This window comes from Acinetobacter sp. SWBY1 (assembly GCF_002946595.1).
GTDB lineage: Bacteria > Pseudomonadota > Gammaproteobacteria > Pseudomonadales > Moraxellaceae > Acinetobacter > Acinetobacter towneri.
On sequence record NZ_CP026616.1, the window covers coordinates 1,944,399 to 1,969,642 of the forward strand.

Sequence of the window (25,244 nt, forward strand, 5' to 3'; positions counted from 1 at the left end):
TCTATTTAAGTTAAATATCACGTTGTTGTAATTGCAGTGTTGGTTGTGTATGAAGCGTAGTCCATTCTTCAAAGCTCATCCACTGTTCTGTCCCGACTTCTGATAAACGGACTTGTTCAACCCAATTTGGATCTTCAGCCAACATAATAATTTCTTCTATTTTTACAGGACCTTTTGGTGTCGAATCAGATAATAAATAGAAGAATTTAGTTGTACTTGGCTTCCCCATATAAACATTTGCTTTATCTACAATTCCTTGTACTTGTTCACTAGACGCAATTTTTTTGCTTGTATCTGCTGCTTTATCCAATACAACTTTAGAGGTTGAGGCTAAGGCTTTAGAACCATCTACAATATTATCTTTTGCTGATTTAAATAAAGCATTCAAACGCTCTCCATCATCCATTTTAAAATCTTTTAAAATAGTTTGTTCTGCATTTTCTATTGTTAAATCAAGATATGGTGCTTCAGAAAAACCCATCCCGTTAGCAACAAAAATCGTAGGGATAGATGAACGATGTGAGTTATAAGCTTTCACGCGAGCATTATATTCATTGCGCCATTGAGAAATTTCATGTTCACATTGCTCAATATTTGTAATTAAGCGATGGTATTGTTGGTCTGCCTTTAAATCAGGGTATCTCTCAGCCATACCCTGTAAGTTCGTTAACATCATATTACTATCTTGATAACTAGAATAGATAGCATTCATTCCTGTTTCTTTAACTACTGTTAAATGTGTCAATTGCTCACTTTCTTGATAACCTCGAACAACATCCATAAGCTGATTAATTAAATTAACTTTTTTACTAATTGAGACAGAAATATTGGATAAAGACTCTTTAATATCATGCGCCTTACGCTGCAGCGAATTATAAGAAGTAAGAACCAAATAAATAATCGCTGCAATTAAGGCAAGTAAAATCCATAACCACATAAATAAAACCCTCACTTTATAATGCATCTGCCTACAAAATAGGCAGATATTTAATATTGAGGGATAATTGTAACGTTATAAATTGAAAATTAAAGCAAAAAGCCTAACTTTTTCCCCATTTCCACCACAGAGTTGGCTTTGAATTCGGCATCCCACTGCATTTTATTTTCTTCAAACAAAACAATCGCGGTTGAACCCAAATAAAAACGTCCTAATTCTGCACCTTTTTCAAGGAATAATTGGTGTTGATTCAGTTCCAAACGCCCCGATGGTTTGACCTTGCCTGTCGCCACGGTTTCAATGCCCGCTACAATCATGGCACCCACCAAAACAACCGCCATACGACCCAATTCGGTATCAAACAAACACACCATGCGCTCATTGCGGGCAAATAAACCCGGAATATTTTCGGCTGTGGTTTGATTGACAGAAAACAACTCACCTGGCACATATAAAGTTTCGGTGAGTGTGCCTGCAAAAGGCATGTGTACACGGTGATAATCGCGCGGAGATAAATACACGGTTGCAAATTGACCATTTTTAAATGGTTCAGCCAATTGCGGGTCGGCAATTAAGTTTTCAACAGTAAATTGCTGACCTTTGGCCTGAAAAATTGCCCCATCTTCAATTTTACCCAACTGTGAAATCGCCCCATCTGCAGGCGATACAATGCTGTTCGGATTGCTGTCAATTTCCCGCACACCCTGCTTTAAAGAACGGGTAAAAAATTCATTAAAAGATTTATATTTCAAGGCATTGCTTTGTTCTGCCAAAGACATATCAATGCCGTATTGCGCCTTGAATGCAGTGATCACCGCATTTTTGAGCACAGGATGCTCACTGGCTGCAAGTTTACCCACAACACGTGATAATTGATGTTGTGGCACAACGCGTTGTGCCTGAATGAAAATTTGTTTTTTTAAACGTGATGTGAGGCTCAAGACGGCAACTCTCCAGTAATAACAGGACTGTCAGGGCGGTTGCCCCATTCACTCCACGCACCATCGTAGGCCTGAATTTGCCAACCCAGTAATCTTCCTAAAATATAGGCCAGACCTGAACGGTGATGTGACTGACAATACACCACTACAGGCTCTTTGAGATTAAATCCGAGTTGTTCCAGACGCTGTCGTGTGCGTTCTAAGGGGTGCAATTTTAAATGATTTTCACGATTAAGGGCAGTACTCCATTCAAAATGCAATGCCCCAGGTATGTGACCACCGCGTCGTGCAGCCAAACGCAGCCCTGTATATTCATCTATAGTACGGCAATCCCACAGTTGTACCGACTGGTTTTGGCATTTCTGCAACAATTCATCATATTGAATACGATACTGATTTTGCGCTACAACAGGAGCAAGTGTACTGACAGGTTTCAGTGATTCAACTTCAGAAGTGGTCGGAAAACCTGCGGCCAACCAAGCATGAATACCGCCATTGAGCAAACTGGTATTTTCAAAGCCCAAACAGTGCAAGTTCCAAATCAGACGCCCTGCCCATGCACCGCCTTCATCATCATAAGCCACCACATGATGCTCAGGCGAGATATTCAAATACTGAATCAGCTCCTGCAAGGCTTCAGGTTCAGGCAATAGACCTGAAGCATCTTCATCCTGACGTAACAACATGCTCGGTTTGACCTGTAAGGCATGCGGCAGATGCAATTGCTCATACACCGAATTACGGCTTAAATCGACAATGCGTAATTTGTCATGTCCTAAAACGGGGACTAAATCTTCTGCTTCAATCAGCAGTCCAAAATCGAATGGTGAAGCGTTCATTTTTATGCTGTTCAGTCTGGTTGGCAATCCACTTTAACTTAGTATAGGTCATTTTTGGGCGCATGCTGTTTTTTTCATAACTTTCTCAGAATTTTAACAATCGCATGCTTTAATCTAGAAAAAAACCGAAGATTTTCTTCGGTCTTTTTTTCAGTTTTTTAGGCTTGTTGGTCTTTAAACTGGTGCCTGAATATCAAAAACTTGGCGCAAATATGCCAAGAAGGTGTCATTATCGGTCATGGTTTTACCAGGACTATCTGACAATTTCGCCACCGACTGACCATTACACTCGACCAGCTTCAACACAATATTCAGTGCCGTTTGCCCCATGTCATTGGTCAAATTGGTACCAATCCCAAAACTGACCTGAAAACGGTCTTTAAAGTACTGATGCAAGGCCCATGCTTTTTCAACACTCAATCCATCACTAAAGGTCAGCATTTTAGTTTTGCTGTCAATTTTCAGCTTTTTATAATGTGCATAGGCTTTATCGCCCCACGCATACGGGTCACCACTGTCATGTCGCAAACCATCAAATAACTTGGCAAAATACAAATCAAAGTCACGCAGGAAAGCATCCATCCCGACCACATCAGTCAAGGCAATGCCTAAATCACCCCGATATTCTTGCACCCAAGTTTCTAGTGCGGCTTTTTGGAAGTCACGTAAACGTACATCTAGCGCCTGAAATGCCTGTAAAAACTCATGTGCCATTGTCCCAATTGGGGTAATGCCTAATTCTTTAGCCAACAGTACATTACTAGTACCACGAAACACTTCAGGTACAGCTTGATGAAAAGCCGCAATCACGTGCTTTTGCCATGCAAAACTATAACGGCGGCGCGTACCAAAATCTGAAACCAAAAATGGTGGATCTTCAGGCAGTTGCTGCTGTTGGTAACTTTGAATCAGGGCAATTTTTTGCTGTAAACGGCGCTCACCTTCTGCCCAAACCTCATCATTACGGATGCGCTGAAAATACAGTTCATTGACAATTGCCAGGACAAAAATCTCGAACATCATGGCCTGTACCATCGGGCCTTCTACCCGAATATCCAAACGACCTTGCGCATCAATACTGGCGTGAATAAAACGACGCTTGAGCTGAAATAATTCTAAATAATCGACAAAGTCACTTTTAATAAAGCGTAAATTACGCAAATACTGCAATTCATCTTCTTTAAATTTCAACTGACACAAATGATCAAGCTGCGCATTCAACTCAGCTAAAATATCGCTCAGTGGATACGCGGTATCTTCAAGATTACGGCAGCGGAATTGATACACACTGTGCGTTTGCGGAAATTTATGCAGCACCACCTGTAACATGGTGAATTTATATAAATCAGTATCGAGCAGAGATTGAATAATGGGGGTCATAGGGATCATCATTTCGCGGTACTTCTTGCATTAAAGCATACTTTATTCAGCAAAAAAGGGCTTTTATCGACAATCTTGTTACAACTTTGCTGAAGTGTAGCCTTCCCAAGATATTTTACCTCTCTGCGGGCAGCTACCGTTCTGATGCTTTCGTGATTGATGTTAATGCACGCCAAAGTGCCTAAGTTTGCTACAATCTGCAGCCATCCCCCACACTGAGAAAATTAGTCCCCCATGCGCGCATTATTACAACGAGTTCTTGAAGCCAAAGTCGTGGTCGATGGTGAAATCACTGGCGAGATTCAACAGGGTATTTTGGTATTTTTGGGCTTAGGCAAAGACGATAATTTTGAGAAAGGCAAAAAGCTGATTGATAAAATTTTAAAATATCGTTTTTTTGATGATGAACAAGGCAAAATGGGTTGGAATGTCAGTCAGGCCAACGGCGGTGTGTTATTGGTTTCACAATTTACCCTCATGGCACAGACTCAAAAAGGTTTACGTCCTGATTTTGGCCCTGCGATGCCCCCAAACGATGCCAAAGCGCTGTATGAACAATTGGTGGACTATGCCAAAAGTCAGTTTGACAGGGTGGAAACAGGTATTTTCTCTGCCGATATGAAAGTGCATTTGGTAAATGACGGGCCTGTGACTTTTTGTTTGGAAGTCGAATAAATCACATATAAAAAAACCTCTGTCAAAAATTGATCAGAGGTTTTTGTTTGGGTCTGAGCAGCTTATTTACCCGTTTTTTGTTTAATAAACTGGCGTGCCATTTTAATTTTTTCTTTTACAGGTTTTGGTAGTTTAGGTGGAATCAATTTCGCTGCTTGGTTAAACCACACCAATAAGCCAAAATCACCTTCCATTTTAATGCTGCCATTTTGCATGCCTGTCATAAATGCAGTTGGATCACCTTTCATTAAGGTTTTTACGCCTTGCTCGCTGTCTGCAAACTGCAAAATAAAATCGGCTTTTTCTGCATCGCCTGCCACAGTGTCAATATGTCCATTGTTGACAATAATTTGACGCGCCATACCCAAGTCTGTGCCAATTTGAATACGGAACTGGCGTTCATGCACCAACTCAATAAATTTTGGACTGGTACGTGCCAGTTGTTTCATACGCAATGCCAAACCTGCCACGAGAAGGTCAAGTGGATCGGTGCTGACATCAACCAAAGGAAGTTTGACCACAGGAATTGCAGAAAGTTTCATGACAGTGAAGCCTATTGTAATTGTTGGATAATGAACAGACTCATCCTATCACAACTCCCGCTTTTTGCTGCAAGGCTTTGTATAACAATCTTTAGGAGGGTGTTAAAATTTTGTCGCTGTTTGGATGGCGCAAACTGCCGTACAGATAAAGCAAAAAAGATGCAAACCAGTTGCATCTTTTTAAAGTTTTTGAATTTAGTCTGTACGATTTAGCGGCTTGAGCACTGCTGCTGATCGTCTTCATAGACTGGGGTATGTTCGATATAGCGACGTTTTGCCAAAGCACGCTCTGCCCGACGGTCTTCTCGTAATAATAATAAAGTCACCAAAGTCATCGCCAAGAAAATTGCCGACAAGTAACTGTAGGTAATTGGCAGTTCAAATACGCTTTGCACACTGTAGCGCACCACTTCCAATAAACCCCAAAACACCATACCTGCCAACATAAAGTTTAACCAGCGACGATAAGGCGAAAAGAAAACAGCAATCAACGCAGCTGCGACGAGGCTTAAGCCTACAATGGTCGCTAAATTCGCTGTTAGCATAAAAACCTCCGTCTAAAGATGCAGCCTCTTTTTGAATTGGTCTGCGACTTCAAATACCGTTTAAATAAATAATGGATGTCGATTTAAATTCTATGTCTGCATTATGCTGCGTTTTCTAGATAAAAAAAGACTTGTATTTTTATAAAGCGACACACCTTGTCGCAATATTATATTGTCATTACATTTTTTAAATTTTGTAGTTTTCGGGAAGCTAAGCTAGCTCTTTATTCGCGTGTCATTACAAAAAAACACCTTATTTTTTTGCCTTAAAAAATATTTTTTTCATTCAATGCTGTTGCGGTTTTTATCGACAGTTTTTGTTTACCGTTCATCGTTATCTGCTGATTATACAAACAAAAAACGCAGCATGACTGCTGCGTTTTTTTCATTGAATTGTCATATTAGGCACGGTTCAAGTCTTTGTCATGCACGCCCAATAAGTACAGCACACCATCTAAGCCCACGCTTGAAATGGCTTGATTGGCGTTTTGACGTACCAACGGTTTAGCACGGAACGCCACACCTAAACCTGCAATAGAAAGCATTGGTAAGTCGTTCGCACCATCACCCACCGCAATGGCTTGTTCCAAAGAAATCCCCATTTTGTCTGCCAGTTCACGTAGCAATAATGCCTTACGCGCACCATCCACAATGTGACCTTTTACTTCGCCTGTAACCATGCCATTTTCCACATCTAGAATGTTGGCATGCACTTCATCAATCCCCAATTTTTCCTGCAGATATTCTGCGAAATATTGGAAACCGCCCGACAAAATAGCGGTGCGATAACCCAAAGATTTCAAGGTTGAAATCAGGCGTTCAGCACCTTCGGTCACGGTCAGACGTTCGGCAATTTTAGGCAACACAGCAGCATCTAAACCTTTGAGCAATGCTACGCGCGCGCGGAAACTTTGCTGAAAATCCAGTTCACCCTGCATGGCACGTTCGGTAATGTCCGCCACCTGATCGCCCACACCTGCCTCAATCGCCAACTCATCAATCACTTCTTGTTCAATGAGCGTTGAGTCCATGTCAAAACACACCAAACGGCGGTTACGACGGTAGGCATTGTCTTCTTGTACCGCGACATCCACACTCAGTTCATTCGACAGGCTTAAACACGCAGCACGCATGGCAACTGCATCTAGCATTTGTCCACTTAATCCAAACTGAATGCAAGCACGTTTAGGTTCATCTTCGGCTACATTAAGCTGTGGGCGACCCGACAAACGGGTTACAGTTTCAATGTTAAAACCTTGGCTAGATACAATATGCGTGACCGCCTGTAAATGTGAGGCATTCAGCTCTGGTGCCAGTGCAGTCACGATATAACGGGTACGACCGCCTTCTTTGACCCATTGCTCATATTCAGTTGCAGAGATTGGTTTAAAACGCACAGTTAAGCCAATATCATGTGCTAAAATCAGAATCTCCTTCATGGCTAAAGCAGTTGCAGTCTGGTCTTCTGATGCAACAACAATACCTAAAGTCAGTTGATTATGAATAACAGCTTGGCCAACATCTAAGATTTGTAAGGAATGAGCGGACAATACCTGCATTAATCGAGTAAACTGATTAGGTTGGTCAGGTCCTAAAAATGATATAAGAATGATTTCTCGCATGAATTGACTCGGGTCTGAGCTACAACTATTGTGAGAATCATAATCTAAATTGAATATAAATGCCTTGGAAGTTTTACCTTGAATGCGCCTAGACAAGGGCTATTTGCTAGCCTATTGATTGTAAGTTTTGCTTTTCACACCTTTTTATTGGTGCTTGCAACAACACACCAATTAAATGAAAACCGCGCCAATCAGGGGCAGTTAATGACCAGCCAACTGGTCACAGACAGCCTTTCTGAGTTGGAACCTGCCAATACAGTATCACTGGCATTATTGGTGAATCGTTATGCCACCAATCCAAGCATTGCTTCTATTCGTATTTTAGATGCGCAAAATCAGGTTTTGGCGACAGGTGGACAGTCACGTACCCGTGAAGGTGAAGTCTTTGTCCGCGATGCAATCATCAATGAAAAGAAAGTCGGCAGCATTGAAATTACCTTAATTCAGCCAAGTATTGGTGAAATTCTGCGTACCCAATGGTTAGCGACACTTTTATCATTATTGGTCCATGGCTTGTTATGGTTGGCTTATCGCGCGATTGCCCGTCCAAGTCGTAGTGAATATTTAGCACGCATTAATAATGAATCTCGCCTTAAACACGAATTACAATTATTGACGCAAGCCCTTGAACAAGAAAAACATCAAACGGCTTTGGCACTTGCGCAGGCACAGCAACAGCCTAAACCTGTGATGACGCCTAAAGCAAACAAAGCCATTGAGCAAAGCCAAGAGCAAAACAACATTGCGCTGAATATTCAGTTTTATGACCCGAAACAATTATTAGACACGGTCACGCAAAGTGTGTCTGTGCCTTATTTTAGCTTATGTCAGATTTTCCTGAACAAAAGCATTGAACTGTGCGTACAACACTACAAGTTAAACCGTTCCGACATTCAAACAGTACAACCATTCCATGAAGATGGCGCAACACTCAGTATTGCAGCCAATACACCAAATGCAGCAGCCTGTATGGCCATGATTGGCACGGTGTTCCAGTTATTGTCTGAAGTGCTGTATAAGCGTTATCGTGAAGAAAAGCGTTTTGTGTTGCAAACTCGCAGTGGTTTATCAACCGCAGTCGAAGCCATGCAGTTATCTGCAGTGCAGGCAGCAGAGCGTTTGGTGCATCAATTATCTGCTCGTGAAAATGCAGTGCATTTACCGAATGAATTACTAGATGAACTGTCTACGCATTATGAATTGGTGAGTATGCCAAATCCGACCAATGTGCTGATGCGCCATGCCTTTATGGTTAATGGCATGGACAGCCAATCGGCTGAGTTGGCGCAAAGCCTGCGAACTGAAATTCTAAAAGGCAAACATTCAAGAGCTTCTTAAAATAATCCATGAGATGCCTTAAAAGCATAAAAACCTGAGTATGCACACATACTCAGGTTTTTTATACTCACAGATGCTAGATCACATCCATTTACTGCAGCCCAATTTACACATTCAACTGCTTCTGCTCGACCAAATACATTTGCGCATTGTGTACAGCAGCCTGCCCCACCACAGCAGCTTTCTGCCATTCGCCATTGGCTTGTAGCTCCCACGCATTTTGATTGTCATGCAAATAACTCAGCAAGCCATCTTCTACAATACGCTGTTTAATTTTCTCATCCAAAATAGGGAAGCAAGTTTCCACCCGTGAAAATAAGTTGCGCCCCATCCAGTCTGCGCTGGCGCAGTACAATTTTTTTGCACCACCATGCTCAAAATAATACACGCGGGTATGTTCCAAAAAGCGTCCCACAATCGAACGGACATGAATACGCTCAGACATACCTTTCACTTTTGGAATCAAACAACAAATCGAGCGGATAATTAAATCGACCTGTACCCCTGCCTGCGAAGCACGGTACAAAGCCGTAATTAACTCAGGCTCAGTCAATGCATTGACTTTAATGATAATTCGGGCAGCTTTGCCTGCTTGTGCAAACCCGATTTCTTGTTCAATCAGTTTGAGCAATTCACTGTGCAAGGTAAATGGTGCATGCAGCAAGTTTTTTAATTTTGCCGATCTGCCCATGCCTGTGAGTTCCTGAAACACCCGATGCACATCTTCACAAATATCAGGATGTGTGGTCATCAAACCATAGTCGGTGTACATACGTGCATTGCCCGCATGATAGTTGCCTGTACCCAAATGCACATAGCGCACCAACTGATCTTGCTCACGACGCACAATCAAAATCATTTTGGCATGGGTTTTATAGCCGACAATGCCATACACCACCACTGCGCCTGCCTCTTGCAAGACGTTGGCGACCATAATGTTGGATTCTTCATCAAAACGTGCGCGTAGCTCGATCACGGCAGTGACTTCTTTGCCATTACGTGCGGCTTCTGCAAGTACCTGCACAATTTCAGAATCTGGGCCACTACGATACAGCGTTTGCTTAATCGCCAACACATTTGGGTCTTTCGCCGCTTCTTTGAGTAAATTAATCACCGGCTGAAAAGAGTCAAATGGGTGATGTAGCAACACATCCTGCTTTTTCAGAATCTCAAACATCGGTTTTTGCTTCCGAAATATTTTTGGAATCACAGGTGCAAAAGGTGGATATTTCAATTCAGGTCGGTCAAAACTACTGGTCAGACGCGACAGGTTAATCGGCCCGCTAATCCGATATAATTGCTGCTCATCTAAATCAAACTCTCTGAGCAAATAATCAATAATATCTTGCGGGCAATCATCTTCAATTTCTAAACGTACCGCACGCCCAAAACGACGTGACGATAATTCATCTTTTAAGGCAACTGCCAAATCATCGACATCTTCGGCCAAAATCAGGTCGGCATTGCGGGTCACTCGAAACGCATAGCAACCTGTGGCTTTCATGCCTGGGAACAGATCATTGATATGCTGCTGAATAATCGCAGTCAAGAAAATATGTTCAGTCACACTACCTGCCACTTCTTTTGGCAAATTGATTAAACGTGGCAAAGAGCGTGGCGCAGGCACAATCGCCATTTCAATTTCACGTCCAAAAGCATCTTTGCCTTGTAAACTGACAATAAAGTTCAGACTTTTATTGACCAAACGCGGAAATGGATGCGATGGGTCTAGGCTAATTGGCGTTAAAACAGGCTGTACCTGACGGGCAAAATAATCGGCAATCCACGCTTTATGTTTATCCACAATGTCATGGTATTGAATAAAGTGAATCCCTAAACTTTGCAGCTGCGGCAAAATGGCATAATTTAAAGTGTCGTATTGCTGCTTCACCGCCTGATGCACTTTATCAGACAGTTCTACCAAGACCTGTTCAGTCGGAATGGCATCTGGGGTACGGGTAATGGCATTCAAATCGAGTTGCTTCATTAAACCTGCAACGCGAATTTCAAAAAACTCATCTAAATTACGTGAAAAAATAATTAAAAAATTGAGTCGCTCTAAAATAGGTAACTCTGGGTCTAAAGCTTGCGCCAAGACCCGACGGTTAAACTCAATTAAAGAGAGTTCACGATTAAAATAAGTATCAGATGAATGCTGAAAGTGTTCCATATCTTCTCTATGCTGTTTTTAAGACAGTCTGCTTATTTCGCCTCTGTGCAAGGCATGGTAGGTAGAGATTATGACAATCATGTTACACCCACAATCAATCGCAGAACATTTCGTCAAAATTGGGTATATGTAAAAAATTGATTTTTATTTATTTTATTTTACATTTAATCTATTTTTATAGCAAAAAGGAAGATTTCGCCCTTCCCTTTCGCGGCCAGTTCGTTATCTAGTTTTAGCCAAGTAAGTGCTGACTTTGTACTCGCTGTACTCCTTGTGCCAACATCTGTTGCCATGCTTGTTCTAAAGAGCCATTTAAATCAATCGCTTTGGTGGCATCTTCAATCACATAGGTGCTAAAACCCAACTCACAGGCATCTATTGCCGTCCACGCCACACAAAAGTCGGTGGCAATGCCCACAATATAAACCGTATCAATTTCACGGGCTTTTAAATAGGCCGCCAAGCCTGTGGTGGTTTTGCGGTCTGCTTCCATGAAGGCAGAATAACTGTCTATTTGCTCGTGAAAACCTTTGCGTATAATCAATTGTGCTGTAGGCAAATCTAAATCTGGGTGTAATTCAGCATCAGCTGTGCCTTGCACACAATGCACAGGCCACAACACTTGCTCGCCATAACTGAGCTGAATCTGCTCATAGTCCTGTTTGCCTGCATGGTTGGCAGCAAAGGACACATGCGTTGCAGGATGCCAGTCTTGGGTGATCACAATGTTCTGAAACACACGTCCCAACGCATTAATGCAGGGAATAATTTGATCGGCATTTGCAACCGCCAAATTACCTCCTGGACAAAAACCATTTTGCACATCAACCACAATCAAGGCATTATTCAGCTGCTGCATGCTGTTTCCTTTCCCATCTTAAACGCTACCCTCAGCATAGCTGAAATTTAAGTCTGAGTTGTATCGCTTTGATAAAAATAAAAAGAATCGTTTTCGGCACAATGTTGATAGTTCGGTAGCTGTAACAATAATTGCCGTACAAAACGTGGATAGATTTTGGCTTTGCGTGCAGTCGCGGCATGAAAATAAAAATAAGGCAGTGGATGCCGAGTTAAATAATTGACCAAATGCTGTCGGGTTAAACGTATCACCTGAAAGGCATCAATACCTGCGTTGACATCTTCATAAGTAGCTTGATCGGCAAATGCCAGCCACGCGTTTTGTTTTGGAGAAGTCCGTGTTGCTCGAAAATGGCGTTTCAGTTCTAAAATAAATTCATATTCAATCAGATACAGCGAAAACTGCTGTTGATCCAACTGAAATTCTGCAATCAATTTTTTCTGCTTCAAATGATACTCTTATATTTACTGTTTTTTAGGACTTATTATACCCTGCTTGCGTCATTGCCACCCAGTAGAACAGGCAGCTTTGCGACAGTACTTGTCACACTTCATTCGAGCATTTTCTCTCAAAAATCAGCGATCAACATACAAAAAAATAGCCTGCAGGTGCAGGCTATTTGGTCTTTCAACTGTTCTCATCCTTTTAAACAGTTTGAATACGACGTACCAATAACAACATGAAAATGGCTGAAATAATAATACATGGAATGGCTGCTGAAATAACCCCAGCCGCACCAAAGCCTGCTGCCAACAACTGACCTGCAATAGCAGGGCCAAGCATTGCGCCTACACGACCAACAGCAGAGGCAACACCGACCCCAGTACCACGTACTTCGGTTGGGTAGACAATACTACCAAAAGCATATAACACGCTCTGACAGCCAATCACAAAAGCACCGACCAAAGCTGAAGCCATATACATTTGCATGAGTGAACCCGCTGCATTTAGAGCAAATAAACCTGCCAAAATACCACCATACATCAATAAAATCACGTAGGCTTTTTTCCAACGGTCGGTCAGCATGCCCAAAATTACAGTACCGACTGTCGCACTCACCATGAAATAGAACTGTGCAGTACTGCCTTCTTTACGCGAGAAACCTAATTCCATAAATAAAGATGGTAACCAGCTCAACATGATGTAAACCACCATCAAGGTAAAGAAGTAACTCACCCAAATAAATAAGGTACGCAATAAGTTTTGTGAATTAAACAAATCTTTAAAAGATGCTTTTGGCGCAGCATTTTGTGCTGTGACATCTTTACCTGCCGCTTGTGCTTTTAAGAATTCACGTGATTCTGGCAATAACCACATCATCAATGGAATGACAATAAATGGCAGCAAACCACCCAAATAGAAAATGTTTTTCCAGTTTGAGCCAAAATCTGTACTGGCAATTAAAGATAAAATGGCTGCACCCACAGGCATACCACAATACATCAAGCCCACAGCACGACCACGGTTTTGTGGCGAAACAGCTTCAGATGCCAAAGTAATTAAAATTGGCATGGCTGCCCCTAAACCCGCACCTGCCAAGAAGCGCACCGCCAATAGGCTTTCAAAGCTATTCACCCACACCGTACATAAGGTAAATAAAGCAAAGACTGCTGTAGACCAGATTAATACTTTTTTACGACCAATACGGTCTGCAAAACGTCCGCCAACCAAAGCACCTGGCAATAAACCTAAAATACCCGCACTAAAAAATACCCCAAGCTGCGAGCTGTCTAAACCAAAATGCTCACGGATACCTGCCGCAGCAATACCTGCTGCCTGAATATCCAGACCTTCAATCACTGCAATTAAAAAGCAGATCGCGACGGTAATAACCGCATGCCGCTGATCGCTATGTTGTGTTGATCTATCCATTGGGTCCCTCTACTAGAATTAGATAGCCATGTGAAAGCCTGCATCTTGCGCAGTTTTAAACTGCAGCAATAGCTATCAATAAGTGTTAGACCAAAGTGAATTTTTTCAGATCAGCGCAAACGTGTTGCGCAGCATGTAGAAAAAAACATAGCGAAAAAAACAATAAATCTGGCAAATTACACGCTATTTTCCCGCTTAAAGCAGTAAATTCAGCGCAAGATTTCTCACCATTTAAGAAGTCAGCGACAACATAGGTAGACTTAAAAGCTATTATTCTTAAGAATCAAAAATCAAAATATCCAGATTAAAACAGTCAGATATAAGAGCTATAAGGTCTGAATTGAGCGTTTTTTTATATAAATATCTAGGGTCTGTTGACAATTCATCTATGTTTGCGACGTGAGAGATATATCTCGCAAGATTTTTTAGCTGATATAAGGCATGAGACAGGAAATTTAGTCATTCTAAATGACTGGCACATAACGCAATAGCAGCAAAAAATATGCTCGCCCTGAAAGGCTGTGGCTAAAACTTTCTCAGATTGCGTTATGAAACTTGGCAATAGTCTCGCTATTCCCTGCGTTTCATGCCTGATCTGCTCAGTTTTAGCCTACAGCGCAAGCCATTTATGAAATGTCAACAGACCCTATATTCAGCGTTGTATTTCAAACTTGAGGCTAAAAAAGTGCTGATGAGGGTTGTGCCATACCAATGAAAATTTGGGTACAAAGGAGATGGTTATTATTTTTTTATTTTGAACAACAAGCTGCTGATCCTAAAATACTAAATTAAACAAAGTTTATGATTGCTTTGACGAAAGCATATTGTTCTGACACACTGAATCAGTCATAATTTGGCTAAGCATTATTTAATCAATTTGATTGAATTTTGACCCAAATCAAAATACTGCAACCATCCACATCTACCTTTTCTACACCTCTGTGGATGGAAAAATAGGATCTTTTTAAAAAATGACTCAGCAAGCACAGACCATTCAAGGCTCAATTGTCGCAATTGTCACCCCAATGTTAGAAGATGGCAGCGTAGATTGGAAAGGTCTCGAGAAGCTCGTTGAGTGGCACATAGAACAAGGTACCAACAGTATTGTTGCTGTAGGTACAACTGGTGAAGCATCGACCTTAAGTATGGAAGAGCACACCAAAGTGATCGCAGAAATTATTCGCGTCGCAAATAAGCGTATTCCTGTCATTGCTGGTACTGGTGCAAACTCAACGCATGAAGCCATCGAACTGACCAAAGAAGCACAACAATTGGGCGCAGATGCGGCCTTATTGGTAACGCCTTATTATAATAAGCCAACTCAGGAAGGTTTATACCAGCACTATAAAGCAATTGCAGAAGCAGTTAATTTACCTATCATTTTATATAATGTACCGGGTCGTACTGGTGTAGATATGTCAAATGAAACGGTCATCCGTCTTGCAGACATCCCAAATATTGTGGGCGTAAAAGATGCAACGGGCGATGTGCCACGTGGTCAGCAATTATTGGCTGGCCTAACAGGCAAAAACATGGTGGTGTATTCAGGCGATGACGCTACGGCATATCAATTGATGCTGCACGGTGCAAAAGGCAATATTTCTGTAACTGCCAATGTTGCACCAAAAGCCATGAGCCAAGTTTGCGCGGCTGCAATCGCAGGTGATGCTGCAGGTGCAGAGCAACAAAACAGTGCGATTGCAAATTTACACAATATTCTATTTTGTGAATCGAACCCAATTCCTGTGAAATGGGCACTTCATGAAATGGGATTAATTGGTACAGGAATTCGCCTGCCATTAACTCCGCTTGCAGAACAATATCGTGCACCGTTACGCGAAGCCCTTCAGGCTGCGGGTGTCATTCAATAAAAGAGCTTAGTATGATGCAATTACGTTTTGGTTTTATCGCCGCACTTTCAGTATTGAGTTTGGCTGGTTGTAGTTCTCTTGCCATCAATAATGGTTCATTGGACTATAAAGACGCCGCTACTTTAGCACCACTTCAATATCCAGAAGGTTCTGTGGTTCGACCTGCAACACCGTTGTATCCTGCACCAAGCGTTGACCCTTTAGCAACGGCAAATGCACCTAAGCTTGAAAATGCACGTGGCAACCGTTTTGCGATGCCACGTCCTGAAGCCATGCAAGCCAGCAGCAACACAGTTCAAGACAGTACGCAAATTGGACGTCCTCAACCCGTAGTTGACGGAAACCAAAATCCGTTGCTCAAAATTGATGGAAATTCTGCTACAATTTGGCAATACACACTTGCCACCCTCAGCAGTCTGAATTACAGCATTGTTGGTCAAAGTAAGAACCGTTACGAGGCAACCATTAAGGTCGATCAACAGATTTATGTCTTAAGATTGACCTCTGTCGGTTCGAGCAACAACCTAGCTGTATTCAATGCCGATAACAGCTTTGCAGATCAAGAAAAAGCTGCAGATCTGTTGGCCCAGATTTACCAAAATTGGCCAGCCTAGCCGTACTAGGCATTTTTTTTTGAAAAAGGTTCCCTCATGTTAAAACAAACCTTGCTCTATACTGGTAAAGCAAAATCTGTTTATACCACAGACAGTGCAGACCACCTGATTTTAGTCTTTCGTGATGATGCCTCTGCGTTCAATGGCGAAAAAATCGAACAACTAGATCGTAAAGGTAAGGTGAACAACCGTTTTAACGCCTTTATCATGGAAAAATTGGCTGAAGCGGGTATCGAAACTCACTTTGAAAAACTACTTACACCAAACGAAGTATTGGTGAAAAAGTTAGACATGATTCCTGTAGAGTGCGTTATTCGTAACTACGCTGCAGGTTCACTCTGCCGTCGTTTAGGTGTAGAAGAAGGTAAAGAACTGACCCCACCTACATTTGAATTGTTCTTTAAAGATGACGCTCTTGGCGACCCAATGGTAAACGAATCTCAAGCGATTGCTTTAGGTTGGGCCAATGCTGAACAATTGGCAAAAATGAAAGAATTAACTTACCAAGTCAACGATGTATTAAAAGCATTGTTTGATGCAGGTAACATGATTTTGGTCGACTTCAAACTTGAGTTTGGTGTATTCCACGACCGTATTGTGTTGGGTGATGAGTTCTCTCCAGACGGTTGCCGTTTATGGGACAAAGACACCAAGAAGAAACTCGACAAAGACCGTTTCCGTCAAGGTTTAGGCGGTGTGGTTGAAGCTTATGAAGAAGTTGCTGCACGTTTAGGCATCGACTTAGACAATATCTAATTCAAGCTTTTCAATTTTAAAAGCTGAATTCCCAAAACCGAGCAACATTGCTCGGTTTTTTGTATTTTGCTGTAGACCAAACAGGGTTTACAAACCAAATCTTTGAAAAAATCGCCCCATCCACAATGCCCAGTCTGTCTGCCTATTTTTAAATTTATCTGAATTTAAATTGTGTATTCTGCAATTCCGTGTATGCTTGTTGTCATACTAGAAAAATATGAAGTTCGTTTTAATCGTCTAAGTCCGTAGTTTTATTTTGTAATCCTTCGTTTGTTCAGATTTTAAGTCGCATCTTTTTCCCAGTTATTCCAAATCTTTTTTAGATTGCAACATATTAAAATTCAGCAGGATATTTCCCTATGTCAAATCCGACAATGAAAGGCACGGTAAAGTGGTTTAACGAAACTAAAGGTTTTGGTTTTATTCAACCAGAATCTGGTCCAGATGTGTTTGCGCATTTCAGCGAAATCGCACACTCAGGCTTCAAGACTTTACACGAAGGTCAGCAAGTTGAATTCAGCATTGCGCAAGGTCAAAAAGGCCCGAATGCTGTAAACATCAAACCGCTTTAAACCTTTGAATGCAGCACTCAAGGCTGCAAACAAATCTAAAAAAGCTCAAGTTGATTCTTGAGCTTTTTTTATGCCAATACTTTTACAAATATCTTTTCAGCTATACCAAATCGCTTAGGATTGAGTCTGCTGCCAACGACGTTGTTGTAAACGCTCACCTTCCACTTCACGTTTATTACGTGCCGACTCATACAACTTTGTGCCTTTCAGTTCAGGCGGCAAATAGTCCTGTAGCACAAAATGCTCTGGGTAATTGTGCGGATACAAATAATCTACGCCATAGCCTTGTTCTTTCATCAGTTTGGTCGGTGCATTACGCAAATGCAGTGGCACAGGTAAGTTGGCGGTTTTTTCAGCCAAATCCATGGCTTTATTAATTGCCAAATAAGTACTGTTACTTTTGGCACTGGTTGCCAAATATACTGCACATTGTCCTAAAATAATCCGCGCTTCGGGCATACCCAGCACTTGTACCGAGCGGAAACACTCGCCTGCCAATAACAAGGCATTCGGATTTGAATTGCCAATATCTTCCGAAGCAGCAATCAACATGCGACGCGCAATAAAGCTCGGGTCTTCACCGCCTTTGAGCATGCGCGCCATCCAATACAATGCAGCATCGGGGTCACTGCCACGAATTGACTTAATAAAAGCCGATACCAAATCATAATGTTGCTCGCCTGACTTGTCATAACGGGCAATGTTTTGTTGCGCAACCTTGACCACAATCGCGTTGGTGATGATATTTTCCACCTCGGGTTCAAAGGTGCTTGCCACCAAGTCCAGTAGGTTTAAAGCCTTGCGTGCATCACCTGCAGCAAACTGAATCAGAGCATCAAATTCTTCAATCTGAATATAACGGTCTTTTAAGAATTGATCTTGCTGAATGGCTTGAGTAAGCAAAGTCTGAATCGAATCGGCATCTAAAGCCTTTAAGGTATAGACCTGACAACGTGAAAGCAGCGCACTATTGACTTCAAAAGATGGATTTTCAGTGGTCGCACCAATTAAGGTGATTTTGCCCTTTTCCACCGCATTTAATAAGGCATCTTGCTGCGACTTATTAAAGCGATGAATTTCATCAATAAACACCACTGGTGTGAGCAAATCGCCGCCTTCGGCAATAATTTCACGCAGCTCTTTGACCCCAGTATTCAAGGCAGAAAGGCTGATAAAAGGACGATCTACCGCCTGCGCCAACAGCAAAGCGATGGTGGTTTTCCCCACCCCTGGTGGCCCCCAGAAAATAATTGAAGGCAAATGCCCCTGATCAATCATTTGGCGTAACGGCGCTTGCTCACCTAAAAGATGATCTTGACCAATAATTTGCGATAAATCGCGTGGACGCAAACGCTCAGGCAGTGGAATATGACTCTCTGACATCTTGTTATTTCTATACTTGACTTCAACCTAGTCTACTATGATCTCAAGCTTTGGAGTATTTCTAATCGTACCGATTTATCACTAAAACACGATTCACGGTTTGTTCTACAATATGAATTAACGCACCCAACGCACCACATAATCTTCTATGTCTTCTTCTGCAACATCCAATTCTGAAATACAGCGTCCTGCTGCAGATTTTTTGGCTTTAATCACACTTTGGCGTGAACCCGTATTCAAATAATGCCAAGATGGCAAATTTTTACCCTCTTTTAAACGGCGATAGGCACAACTTGGCGGCAACCAGTGAATTTTTTCTAGTTTTTCGGGGGTGAGTTGAATGCAATCGGGAACAGAGTCAAAGCGATTGGCATAATCTGAACAACGTGCTGTGTTACAATCCAGTAACTTGCATGCCACTTTGGTATAGGCCACTTCCTGCGTGTCTTCATCTTCTAGTTTGACCAAACAGCATAAACCGCAACCATCGCACAAGGCTTCCCATTCCGCAGTATTTAAGGCATTCAGCGGATAGTTTTTCCAAAATTCAGGTCGTAATTGATCAGACATAGCGCACAGAAAATAACAAAACTGCGTCATTATAACAGCCTTGTTTCAACTTGTTGCTTTTGTTTAGTCTTTAAATGAATCAAACACTTAACTCAAACAACTGAACATTTAATACACAAAAACAAAACACTGTACTGCGTTGATCTCCCTATACTCAATTCAGAAGCAATAAAAACACATGGAGAACAATTATGTTTCGTTGGGCTATAATCTTCGCAGTGATTGCGTTAATCGCGAGTTTACTTGGTTTTGGTGGTGTCGCTGGTTTATCCAAAGACTTTGCCATTATTTTATTGGTGATTGCTGTGATTTTGGCAATTGTTGGTTTCCTCTCTCGCGGAAAAATCTAGTGACCTCGTCTATAAATTCCTAAAAATCAGATAAAAAAGAAGGATTTTTCCTTCTTTTTTTATGTCCGCTTTTTACGCAACAAATGCCAATTTGGCTATTTTAAAAATATTTTCTCACATTTATAGGCAGTATTTACCCTGTTTTTAAAAATGCGTGCCATATTATTATGCTTTAATCATGGCATTGAAAACGATAAGGAATAAGGCATGGCTTTAGCAATCAAAACTCGCGAAATTGAATATACGGCTGCAGATGGCAGCAAACTGATCGGTTATTTTGCTGCACCAGAAACAGCACAAGCTGTCGCGGGGGTGATTGTCGCACCTGAATGGTGGGGACGTAACGAATATACCGAACAACGCGCGCGTGAATTGGCTGAACATGGTTTTGCAGCCTTAGCAATTGATATGTATGGCGATAAAAAAGTCACCACTACCGCAGCCCAAGCCAATGAATGGATGATGCAAACTTTTGCAGATGCCGACACAATTGTGACTCGTGCGTCTGCAGCTTTGGACACTTTAGCTGCCCAACCTGAAGTAAATCGCGATAAACTTGCTGCAATTGGTTTCTGCTATGGCGGCAAAGTCGTTCTGGATTTGGCTCGTTCTGGCGCAGCATTAAAAGCCGTGGTGACCTTCCACGCCAACCTCAGCCCGAAAGCCCCTGCACAACAAGGTCAGGTGCAAGCCGAGATTTTGGTGTTGCATGGTGAGCTAGACAGCATGGTGACTTTAGACGATGTTGCAAGTTTCCGTGAAGAAATGCACGCGGCTCAAGTTGAGCATGAAGTGATTATTTTTGAAGATGCCAAACACGGTTTTAGTAACCCTCAAGCCGATGAACGTGCCAAAGCCAATGGGGTCGATTTAGGCTACAACGCATCGGCAGAGCAGCAAGGTTTAGCGGCAATGTACGAAGTGTTGAATCGTCGTTTAACAGATTAATCTGCTGTTCACATTACGCAACATATACTCAACGCAAGCCAAGAAAATTTTAAAGAAGAGGATATAACAATGACTGAGCAATGCCCTTATTGCAATTTTGATGATTATGATGTTTTGGCAAAAAATGAATTTGGGGTCATTTTGCCTGAACCCAATGCCCTATCTAAAGGACATTGCGTAATTATTCCAATACGTCATGTGGGTTCTTTTTTTGAAGTCACCGACAAAGAGCGTAAAAGCCTGATGTCTTTATTAGAATTGGCGCGCAATGAGTTGCACTTGCGTCATCAACCTGCAGGTTTCCATGTGGGTTTTAATGATGGCGATGTGTTTGATGCTAAATCTGAGCATTTACACATCCACATTATTCCACGCTATGAAGGTCAGACCTTAAAATTGGATAACCGTTGGGGTATGAGCGGTCAAATTTAAACCACGACTCGTTTTATCCCAAACCAAGTGAAACCAAACCTAAAGAAGAAGATGCACGCTCATCTTCTTTTTTTATGCACGTAATTCCCACGCCAGTTTGGCTATACTAAGCCGCTACTTTACAAACTGGGTTCGCATGACTGCTTTTTCATTTTCCGATGCTCTCCTCACGTGGTTCGATCAACACGGACGCCATGACCTGCCGTGGCAAGTCGCCGATGATCCCTATGCGGTGTGGGTGTCTGAAATCATGCTGCAACAAACTCAGGTCAAAACCGTATTGCAATATTTTGAGCGTTTTTTGCAGCGCTTTCCGACAGTGCAAGATTTAGGACGCGCAACTTGGGATGAAGTTGCACCATATTGGGCAGGTTTAGGCTATTACGCCCGCGCCCGTAACTTGCACAAAGCAGCAGCCATTGTGGCTCAACAAGGATATTTTCCAAACACACTAGAACAGTGGATGGCTTTGCCGGGCATTGGTCGCTCTACGGGCGGTGCCATGATGTCGCTGGGTTTACGCCAATACGGCGTGATTATGGATGGCAACGTCAAACGGGTGTTGGCACGTTTTTTTGCTATTGAAGACGATTTGTCTAAACCTGTGCATGAACGTGCCATGTGGCAACTGGCAGAACAACTCTGCCCCGAAGTGCGTAATCACGACTATACTCAGGCTATTATGGATTTGGGCGCCACCATTTGTACCCCCAAAAAACCACTGTGCTTATATTGCCCAATGCAACAACACTGCAAAGCACATCAACAAGGTTTAGAGCAGGAATTGCCCTTTAAAAAACCGAAAAAAGCCGTACCCGTTAAATCTGCACAGGTCTTAGTACTGCAATGCGCAGATCAGTGGTTATGGCAACAACGTCCCAATACAGGACTTTGGGGTGGACTATGGTGTTTGCCTGTCATTGAAGATGCACAGGCTTTTGAGCAACTGTGTCAAAGCTTGAGCCTTAAACAGGTACAGCAACGCGCACAGATTTCACATAGCTTTACCCATTTCACTTGGCAGCTTGAAGCACTGTGTTTTCAGGTCGATGCTGATCTACAAGAACACTTGGCAATAGAACTGAATGCAGATTGGTATAGTCCGCAACAAGCCAGCGATTTGGGCATTCCGACGGCCATGAAAAAATTGATCTCGGCAATCAATCTGTGACATAGTCAAGCATCGTGATGAATGAAATCTTTGCTTTCACTGCCATTACAAGGATGTCTTATGTTTCGATGGATTGCTGTTTTAAGCCTGTCACTCTTTACCTTATTGATTGCGGCCTGTAGTTGTGCACCGAAACGTCCTAGTACCCCACTCCCGCCTGCCTTGGTGCAAAAACTCAATCAAATGAGTTTAAAAACTCGCTTGCCCATTCCTGTGCAGGGCATTAAAGCGCATCAGTTGAATGACACTTGGGGTGCATCTCGTAGTAGCGGACGTTTGCATGAAGGCATTGATATTCTTGCCGCCAAAGGCAGCAAAGTGTATAGCGCTACAGAAGGTTTAATTGCAGACTTACGCGATAATCGCTTAGGTGGTAAAGTAATTTGGATATTAGGGCCTGCAGGCACTTGGCATTACTACGCACACTTGGATGGACATAAACGCGGTTTAAACGTGGGCGATTATGTCAAGGCAGGAACGCATATTGGCTATGTCGGCAATACAGGCAACGCCCGACACACTGCCGCACATTTGCATTACGGACTTTATTTAAATGGTAAAGGACGCGGTGCGGTCAATCCTTATCCTTATTTACGTTAATTTTGTTAGGAACATTTCATGTCTGAAGCCTTGATAAATCGATTGGTGGAATTTGCAGAATCTGGCAATCAACAAAAAATTGTATTGGCAGGACAAGTCCATCAAGGCTGGGTCATGGAAATTACTGAAGATGCCCTGCTCATCAGCACAGGTTATTCAGATAAAGTTGGTAAAGACAACTGGATTTCCTTTCACGATCTGCAACAGGCAGAACTATATTATTGGGATAACCAACATGACCAATGGGCAGCATTTCAGCTTTAAGTCCGTCCCATTCACATCTATTCAGCTATCTATTCAACAAGGAGCATGACCCATGACGATACAACGCTGTGGTTGGTGTTCCGATGATCCGCTCTATATTGCCTATCATGATTTAGAGTGGGGACAAGCTGTATTTGCCGAAGTGCATTTATTTGAAATGCTGTGTTTAGAGGGACAGCAAGCAGGCTTGTCTTGGATTACTGTATTAAAAAAACGTGAAGCGTATCGTCAGCATTTTTTTCAATACAGCATTGCTGAAATTGCCGCCTTCAGTGATGATGATATTGCGCTCAAATTACAAGATGCTGGATTGATTCGACATCGAGGTAAATTACAAGCAATTCGTGACAACGCACGTGCATGGCAAAAACTAAAAGACGCCGATATAAACGTCGTGACATGGCTTTGGGGTTTTGTTGCACAGCAACCTATTAGGAATGATGTACCTGACTATCGTCTTGCGCCTGCACAAACCGACGCTAGTGTTGCCATGTCGAAAGCCCTAAAGAAAAATGGTTTTAAATTTGTAGGCCCGACCACCTGCTATGCTTTTATGCAGGCTGTGGGCATGGTCGATGACCATGAAAATCACTGTCACTTTAAAACAACATCTTAAAGCAACATCCAAGCTTTAGTATTCAAAACTGCTCAACCCATAATAGCAAGATCACCAATCAATACAGTCAGCCTTATGACAAGGACGGTGCAATATGAGTAATACCATTCGAGCCTATGCCGCAATGCAGGCAGGTGAAGCCCTGCAAGCCTATCAATTTGATGCGGGTGAACTGCAGGCGCATCAGGTAGAAGTCAAAGTCGAATATTGTGGCTTATGCCATTCCGATCTTTCAGTCATTCAAAATGACTGGCATTCCTCAGTATATCCTGTGGTGGCAGGACATGAAATTATTGGCACGATTACTCAATTGGGCAGTGAAGCCAAAGGTTTAACCGTGGGGCAACGTGTAGGCATTGGCTGGACTGCAGACAGTTGCCAACACTGCGATGCCTGTATTGCAGGCGAACAAGTGCTGTGCAGCAATGGCACCACCGCAACCATTGTGGGACATGCAGGTGGTTTTGCCGATAAAGTCCGTGCAGGTTGGCAGTGGGTCATTCCATTACCCGATGAGGTCGATCCTGTCAGTGCAGGGCCTTTGCTCTGTGGTGGAATTACCGTATTTGATCCGATCTTGAAACACCAAATTCAAGCAGTGCATCATGTTGCCGTGATTGGTATTGGTGGCTTAGGCCACATTGCAATCAAACTCTTAAAAGCATGGGGCTGTGAAATTACCGCCTTTAGTACCAACCCCGACAAAACTGCAGAATTGTTGGCCATGGGGGCAGATCATGTGGTGAACAGCCGTGATGCCGCTGCGCTTAAAACCCAACGTGGCAAATTTGACCTGATTTTAAGTACGGTAAATGTGAGCTTGGACTGGAATGCCTATTTAAGCACGCTGGCACCGCATGGCACTATTCACATGCTAGGTTTAACGCTAGAACCCATGCCCATTAAGGCAGGCAGCTTGATTGGTGGTGCAAAATCAGTTACGGGATCATCAACAGGTTCACCCAAAGCTCTGCGTCAATTACTTCAATTTGCAGCACGCAAACAGATTGCCCCGCAAGTCGAAGTTTTTCCAATGTCACAGATCAATCAGGCAATTGAACATTTGCATCAGGGCAAGGCACGCTATCGGGTTGTGTTAAAGGCCGACTTTGACTGACTTTTAAGATAAGTCATGATAGTCAAATATATTTCTATCTTTATTTAGGTAAAACCGCTCATCTAAAAACCTAGATCACATGAGGATACTCGGAAGTGTCATCCACAACCTGCGTAGCATTAGACCATTATTGTTTCTGCGAAATAATGAATGAGATACAAGAATTAAACAGGTTTTGTGGATGACAATGGTTTTGCCCACTTTTGCCGAAACAAAAGTGGGTCGAACCGAAGGTTAATCCTATTATTGGACAACAACCC

General features: G+C 42.4%; 27 protein-coding genes. 14 read left to right on the plus strand and 13 right to left on the minus strand.

Going from position 1 to position 25,244, the window contains the following annotated elements; all coding sequences use genetic code 11:
- Positions 1-10 precede the first annotated feature (10 nt).
- The 4 genes from C3Y93_RS09435 to pncB form a co-directional block, all read right to left on the minus strand.
- On the minus strand, positions 11-937 hold the full coding sequence (locus C3Y93_RS09435; protein WP_158660398.1) for a LemA family protein: 927 nt from the start codon (positions 935-937) through the stop codon (positions 11-13).
- A gap of 89 nt (positions 938-1,026) precedes the next feature.
- A complete protein-coding gene (gene asd, locus C3Y93_RS09440; protein WP_104852745.1) occupies positions 1,027-1,878 on the minus strand; it encodes an archaetidylserine decarboxylase in 852 nt (283 codons plus the stop codon).
- Positions 1,875-2,717, minus strand: coding sequence for a sulfurtransferase (locus C3Y93_RS09445; RefSeq protein ID WP_004974146.1), 843 nt, complete (start codon positions 2,715-2,717; stop codon positions 1,875-1,877). The genes asd and C3Y93_RS09445 overlap by 4 nt, the downstream gene beginning before the upstream one ends.
- Before the next feature lie 174 nt (positions 2,718-2,891).
- Complete coding sequence (gene pncB / locus C3Y93_RS09450; RefSeq protein WP_104852746.1) at positions 2,892-4,097, minus strand: nicotinate phosphoribosyltransferase; 1,206 nt, start codon at positions 4,095-4,097, stop codon at positions 2,892-2,894.
- Positions 4,098-4,331: 234 nt separating this feature from the next.
- On the opposite strand from pncB, the gene dtd reads away from it, so the two are divergent.
- Complete coding sequence (gene dtd, locus C3Y93_RS09455; protein WP_104852747.1) at positions 4,332-4,772, plus strand: D-aminoacyl-tRNA deacylase; 441 nt, start codon at positions 4,332-4,334, stop codon at positions 4,770-4,772.
- Between the two features lie 62 nt (positions 4,773-4,834).
- Here dtd and C3Y93_RS09460 read toward each other — a convergent pair whose 3' ends face one another.
- The 3 genes from C3Y93_RS09460 to serB form a co-directional block, all read right to left on the minus strand.
- Complete coding sequence (locus tag C3Y93_RS09460) at positions 4,835-5,314, minus strand: hypothetical protein (protein ID WP_004974140.1); 480 nt, start codon at positions 5,312-5,314, stop codon at positions 4,835-4,837.
- A 209-nt stretch (positions 5,315-5,523) separates the two neighbouring features.
- The gene (gene aciT / locus C3Y93_RS09465) at positions 5,524-5,859 is read right to left on the minus strand and encodes a ciprofloxacin tolerance protein AciT (protein WP_004974137.1); all 336 of its coding nucleotides are present in this window, start codon (positions 5,857-5,859) and stop codon (positions 5,524-5,526) included.
- Positions 5,860-6,260: 401 nt separating this feature from the next.
- A complete protein-coding gene (serB, locus tag C3Y93_RS09470; RefSeq protein ID WP_004974136.1) occupies positions 6,261-7,481 on the minus strand; it encodes a phosphoserine phosphatase SerB in 1,221 nt (406 codons plus the stop codon).
- Between the two features lie 78 nt (positions 7,482-7,559).
- On the opposite strand from serB, the gene C3Y93_RS09475 reads away from it, so the two are divergent.
- Positions 7,560-8,819, plus strand: coding sequence for a hypothetical protein (locus tag C3Y93_RS09475; RefSeq protein WP_104852748.1), 1,260 nt, complete (start codon positions 7,560-7,562; stop codon positions 8,817-8,819).
- A 106-nt stretch (positions 8,820-8,925) separates the two neighbouring features.
- Here the strand turns inward: C3Y93_RS09475 and ppk1 are convergent, their stop codons facing one another.
- The 4 genes from ppk1 to mhpT all read right to left on the minus strand — a co-directional run bounded on the left by ppk1 (position 8,926) and on the right by mhpT (position 13,720).
- Positions 8,926-10,989: a polyphosphate kinase 1 gene (ppk1, locus tag C3Y93_RS09480; protein ID WP_096901494.1), complete on the minus strand. Its 2,064-nt coding sequence runs from the start codon at positions 10,987-10,989 to the stop codon at positions 8,926-8,928.
- A 232-nt stretch (positions 10,990-11,221) separates the two neighbouring features.
- Entirely contained in the window at positions 11,222-11,848 is a 627-nt protein-coding gene (pncA, locus tag C3Y93_RS09485) for a bifunctional nicotinamidase/pyrazinamidase (protein ID WP_104852749.1), read from the minus strand.
- A 47-nt stretch (positions 11,849-11,895) separates the two neighbouring features.
- Entirely contained in the window at positions 11,896-12,297 is a 402-nt protein-coding gene (locus tag C3Y93_RS09490; RefSeq protein WP_104852750.1) for a hypothetical protein, read from the minus strand.
- A 196-nt stretch (positions 12,298-12,493) separates the two neighbouring features.
- Positions 12,494-13,720, minus strand: a complete 1,227-nt coding sequence (gene mhpT / locus C3Y93_RS09495; RefSeq protein WP_104852751.1) for a 3-(3-hydroxy-phenyl)propionate transporter MhpT — start codon at positions 13,718-13,720, stop codon at positions 12,494-12,496.
- Positions 13,721-14,691: 971 nt separating this feature from the next.
- Between mhpT and dapA the strand changes: the two genes are divergently transcribed.
- From dapA to C3Y93_RS09515, 4 genes are all read left to right on the plus strand, one after another.
- Entirely contained in the window at positions 14,692-15,591 is a 900-nt protein-coding gene (gene dapA / locus C3Y93_RS09500) for a 4-hydroxy-tetrahydrodipicolinate synthase (protein ID WP_104852752.1), read from the plus strand.
- A 14-nt stretch (positions 15,592-15,605) separates the two neighbouring features.
- Positions 15,606-16,205, plus strand: a complete 600-nt coding sequence (locus tag C3Y93_RS09505) for a hypothetical protein (RefSeq protein ID WP_026438344.1) — start codon at positions 15,606-15,608, stop codon at positions 16,203-16,205.
- 36 nt (positions 16,206-16,241) lie between these two features.
- Complete coding sequence (gene purC / locus C3Y93_RS09510) at positions 16,242-16,961, plus strand: phosphoribosylaminoimidazolesuccinocarboxamide synthase (protein WP_004974116.1); 720 nt, start codon at positions 16,242-16,244, stop codon at positions 16,959-16,961.
- Positions 16,962-17,320: 359 nt separating this feature from the next.
- On the plus strand, positions 17,321-17,533 hold the full coding sequence (locus C3Y93_RS09515; protein WP_004974113.1) for a cold-shock protein: 213 nt from the start codon (positions 17,321-17,323) through the stop codon (positions 17,531-17,533).
- A 114-nt stretch (positions 17,534-17,647) separates the two neighbouring features.
- On the opposite strand, the gene C3Y93_RS09520 is transcribed toward C3Y93_RS09515, so the two are convergent.
- Entirely contained in the window at positions 17,648-18,916 is a 1,269-nt protein-coding gene (locus C3Y93_RS09520; RefSeq protein ID WP_004974112.1) for a replication-associated recombination protein A, read from the minus strand.
- A gap of 117 nt (positions 18,917-19,033) precedes the next feature.
- Positions 19,034-19,486, minus strand: a complete 453-nt coding sequence (locus tag C3Y93_RS09525) for a YcgN family cysteine cluster protein (protein WP_104852753.1) — start codon at positions 19,484-19,486, stop codon at positions 19,034-19,036.
- A 191-nt stretch (positions 19,487-19,677) separates the two neighbouring features.
- On the opposite strand from C3Y93_RS09525, the gene C3Y93_RS09530 reads away from it, so the two are divergent.
- From C3Y93_RS09530 to ahr, 8 genes are all read left to right on the plus strand, one after another.
- Entirely contained in the window at positions 19,678-19,836 is a 159-nt protein-coding gene (locus tag C3Y93_RS09530; RefSeq protein ID WP_004974108.1) for a DUF1328 domain-containing protein, read from the plus strand.
- Positions 19,837-20,043: 207 nt separating this feature from the next.
- Positions 20,044-20,784, plus strand: a complete 741-nt coding sequence (locus C3Y93_RS09535) for a dienelactone hydrolase family protein (protein WP_104852754.1) — start codon at positions 20,044-20,046, stop codon at positions 20,782-20,784.
- 69 nt (positions 20,785-20,853) lie between these two features.
- Complete coding sequence (locus tag C3Y93_RS09540; RefSeq protein ID WP_104852755.1) at positions 20,854-21,216, plus strand: HIT family protein; 363 nt, start codon at positions 20,854-20,856, stop codon at positions 21,214-21,216.
- 136 nt (positions 21,217-21,352) lie between these two features.
- Positions 21,353-22,387, plus strand: coding sequence for an A/G-specific adenine glycosylase (gene mutY, locus C3Y93_RS09545; protein ID WP_104852756.1), 1,035 nt, complete (start codon positions 21,353-21,355; stop codon positions 22,385-22,387).
- Between the two features lie 60 nt (positions 22,388-22,447).
- Complete coding sequence (locus C3Y93_RS09550) at positions 22,448-22,987, plus strand: M23 family metallopeptidase (protein ID WP_104852757.1); 540 nt, start codon at positions 22,448-22,450, stop codon at positions 22,985-22,987.
- Between the two features lie 18 nt (positions 22,988-23,005).
- The gene (locus C3Y93_RS09555) at positions 23,006-23,251 is read left to right on the plus strand and encodes a hypothetical protein (protein WP_104852758.1); all 246 of its coding nucleotides are present in this window, start codon (positions 23,006-23,008) and stop codon (positions 23,249-23,251) included.
- Positions 23,252-23,303: 52 nt separating this feature from the next.
- The gene (locus tag C3Y93_RS09560) at positions 23,304-23,867 is read left to right on the plus strand and encodes a DNA-3-methyladenine glycosylase I (RefSeq protein WP_104852759.1); all 564 of its coding nucleotides are present in this window, start codon (positions 23,304-23,306) and stop codon (positions 23,865-23,867) included.
- A 94-nt stretch (positions 23,868-23,961) separates the two neighbouring features.
- Positions 23,962-24,984, plus strand: coding sequence for an NADPH-dependent aldehyde reductase Ahr (gene ahr, locus C3Y93_RS09565; protein WP_104852760.1), 1,023 nt, complete (start codon positions 23,962-23,964; stop codon positions 24,982-24,984).
- Positions 24,985-25,244 lie beyond the last annotated feature (260 nt).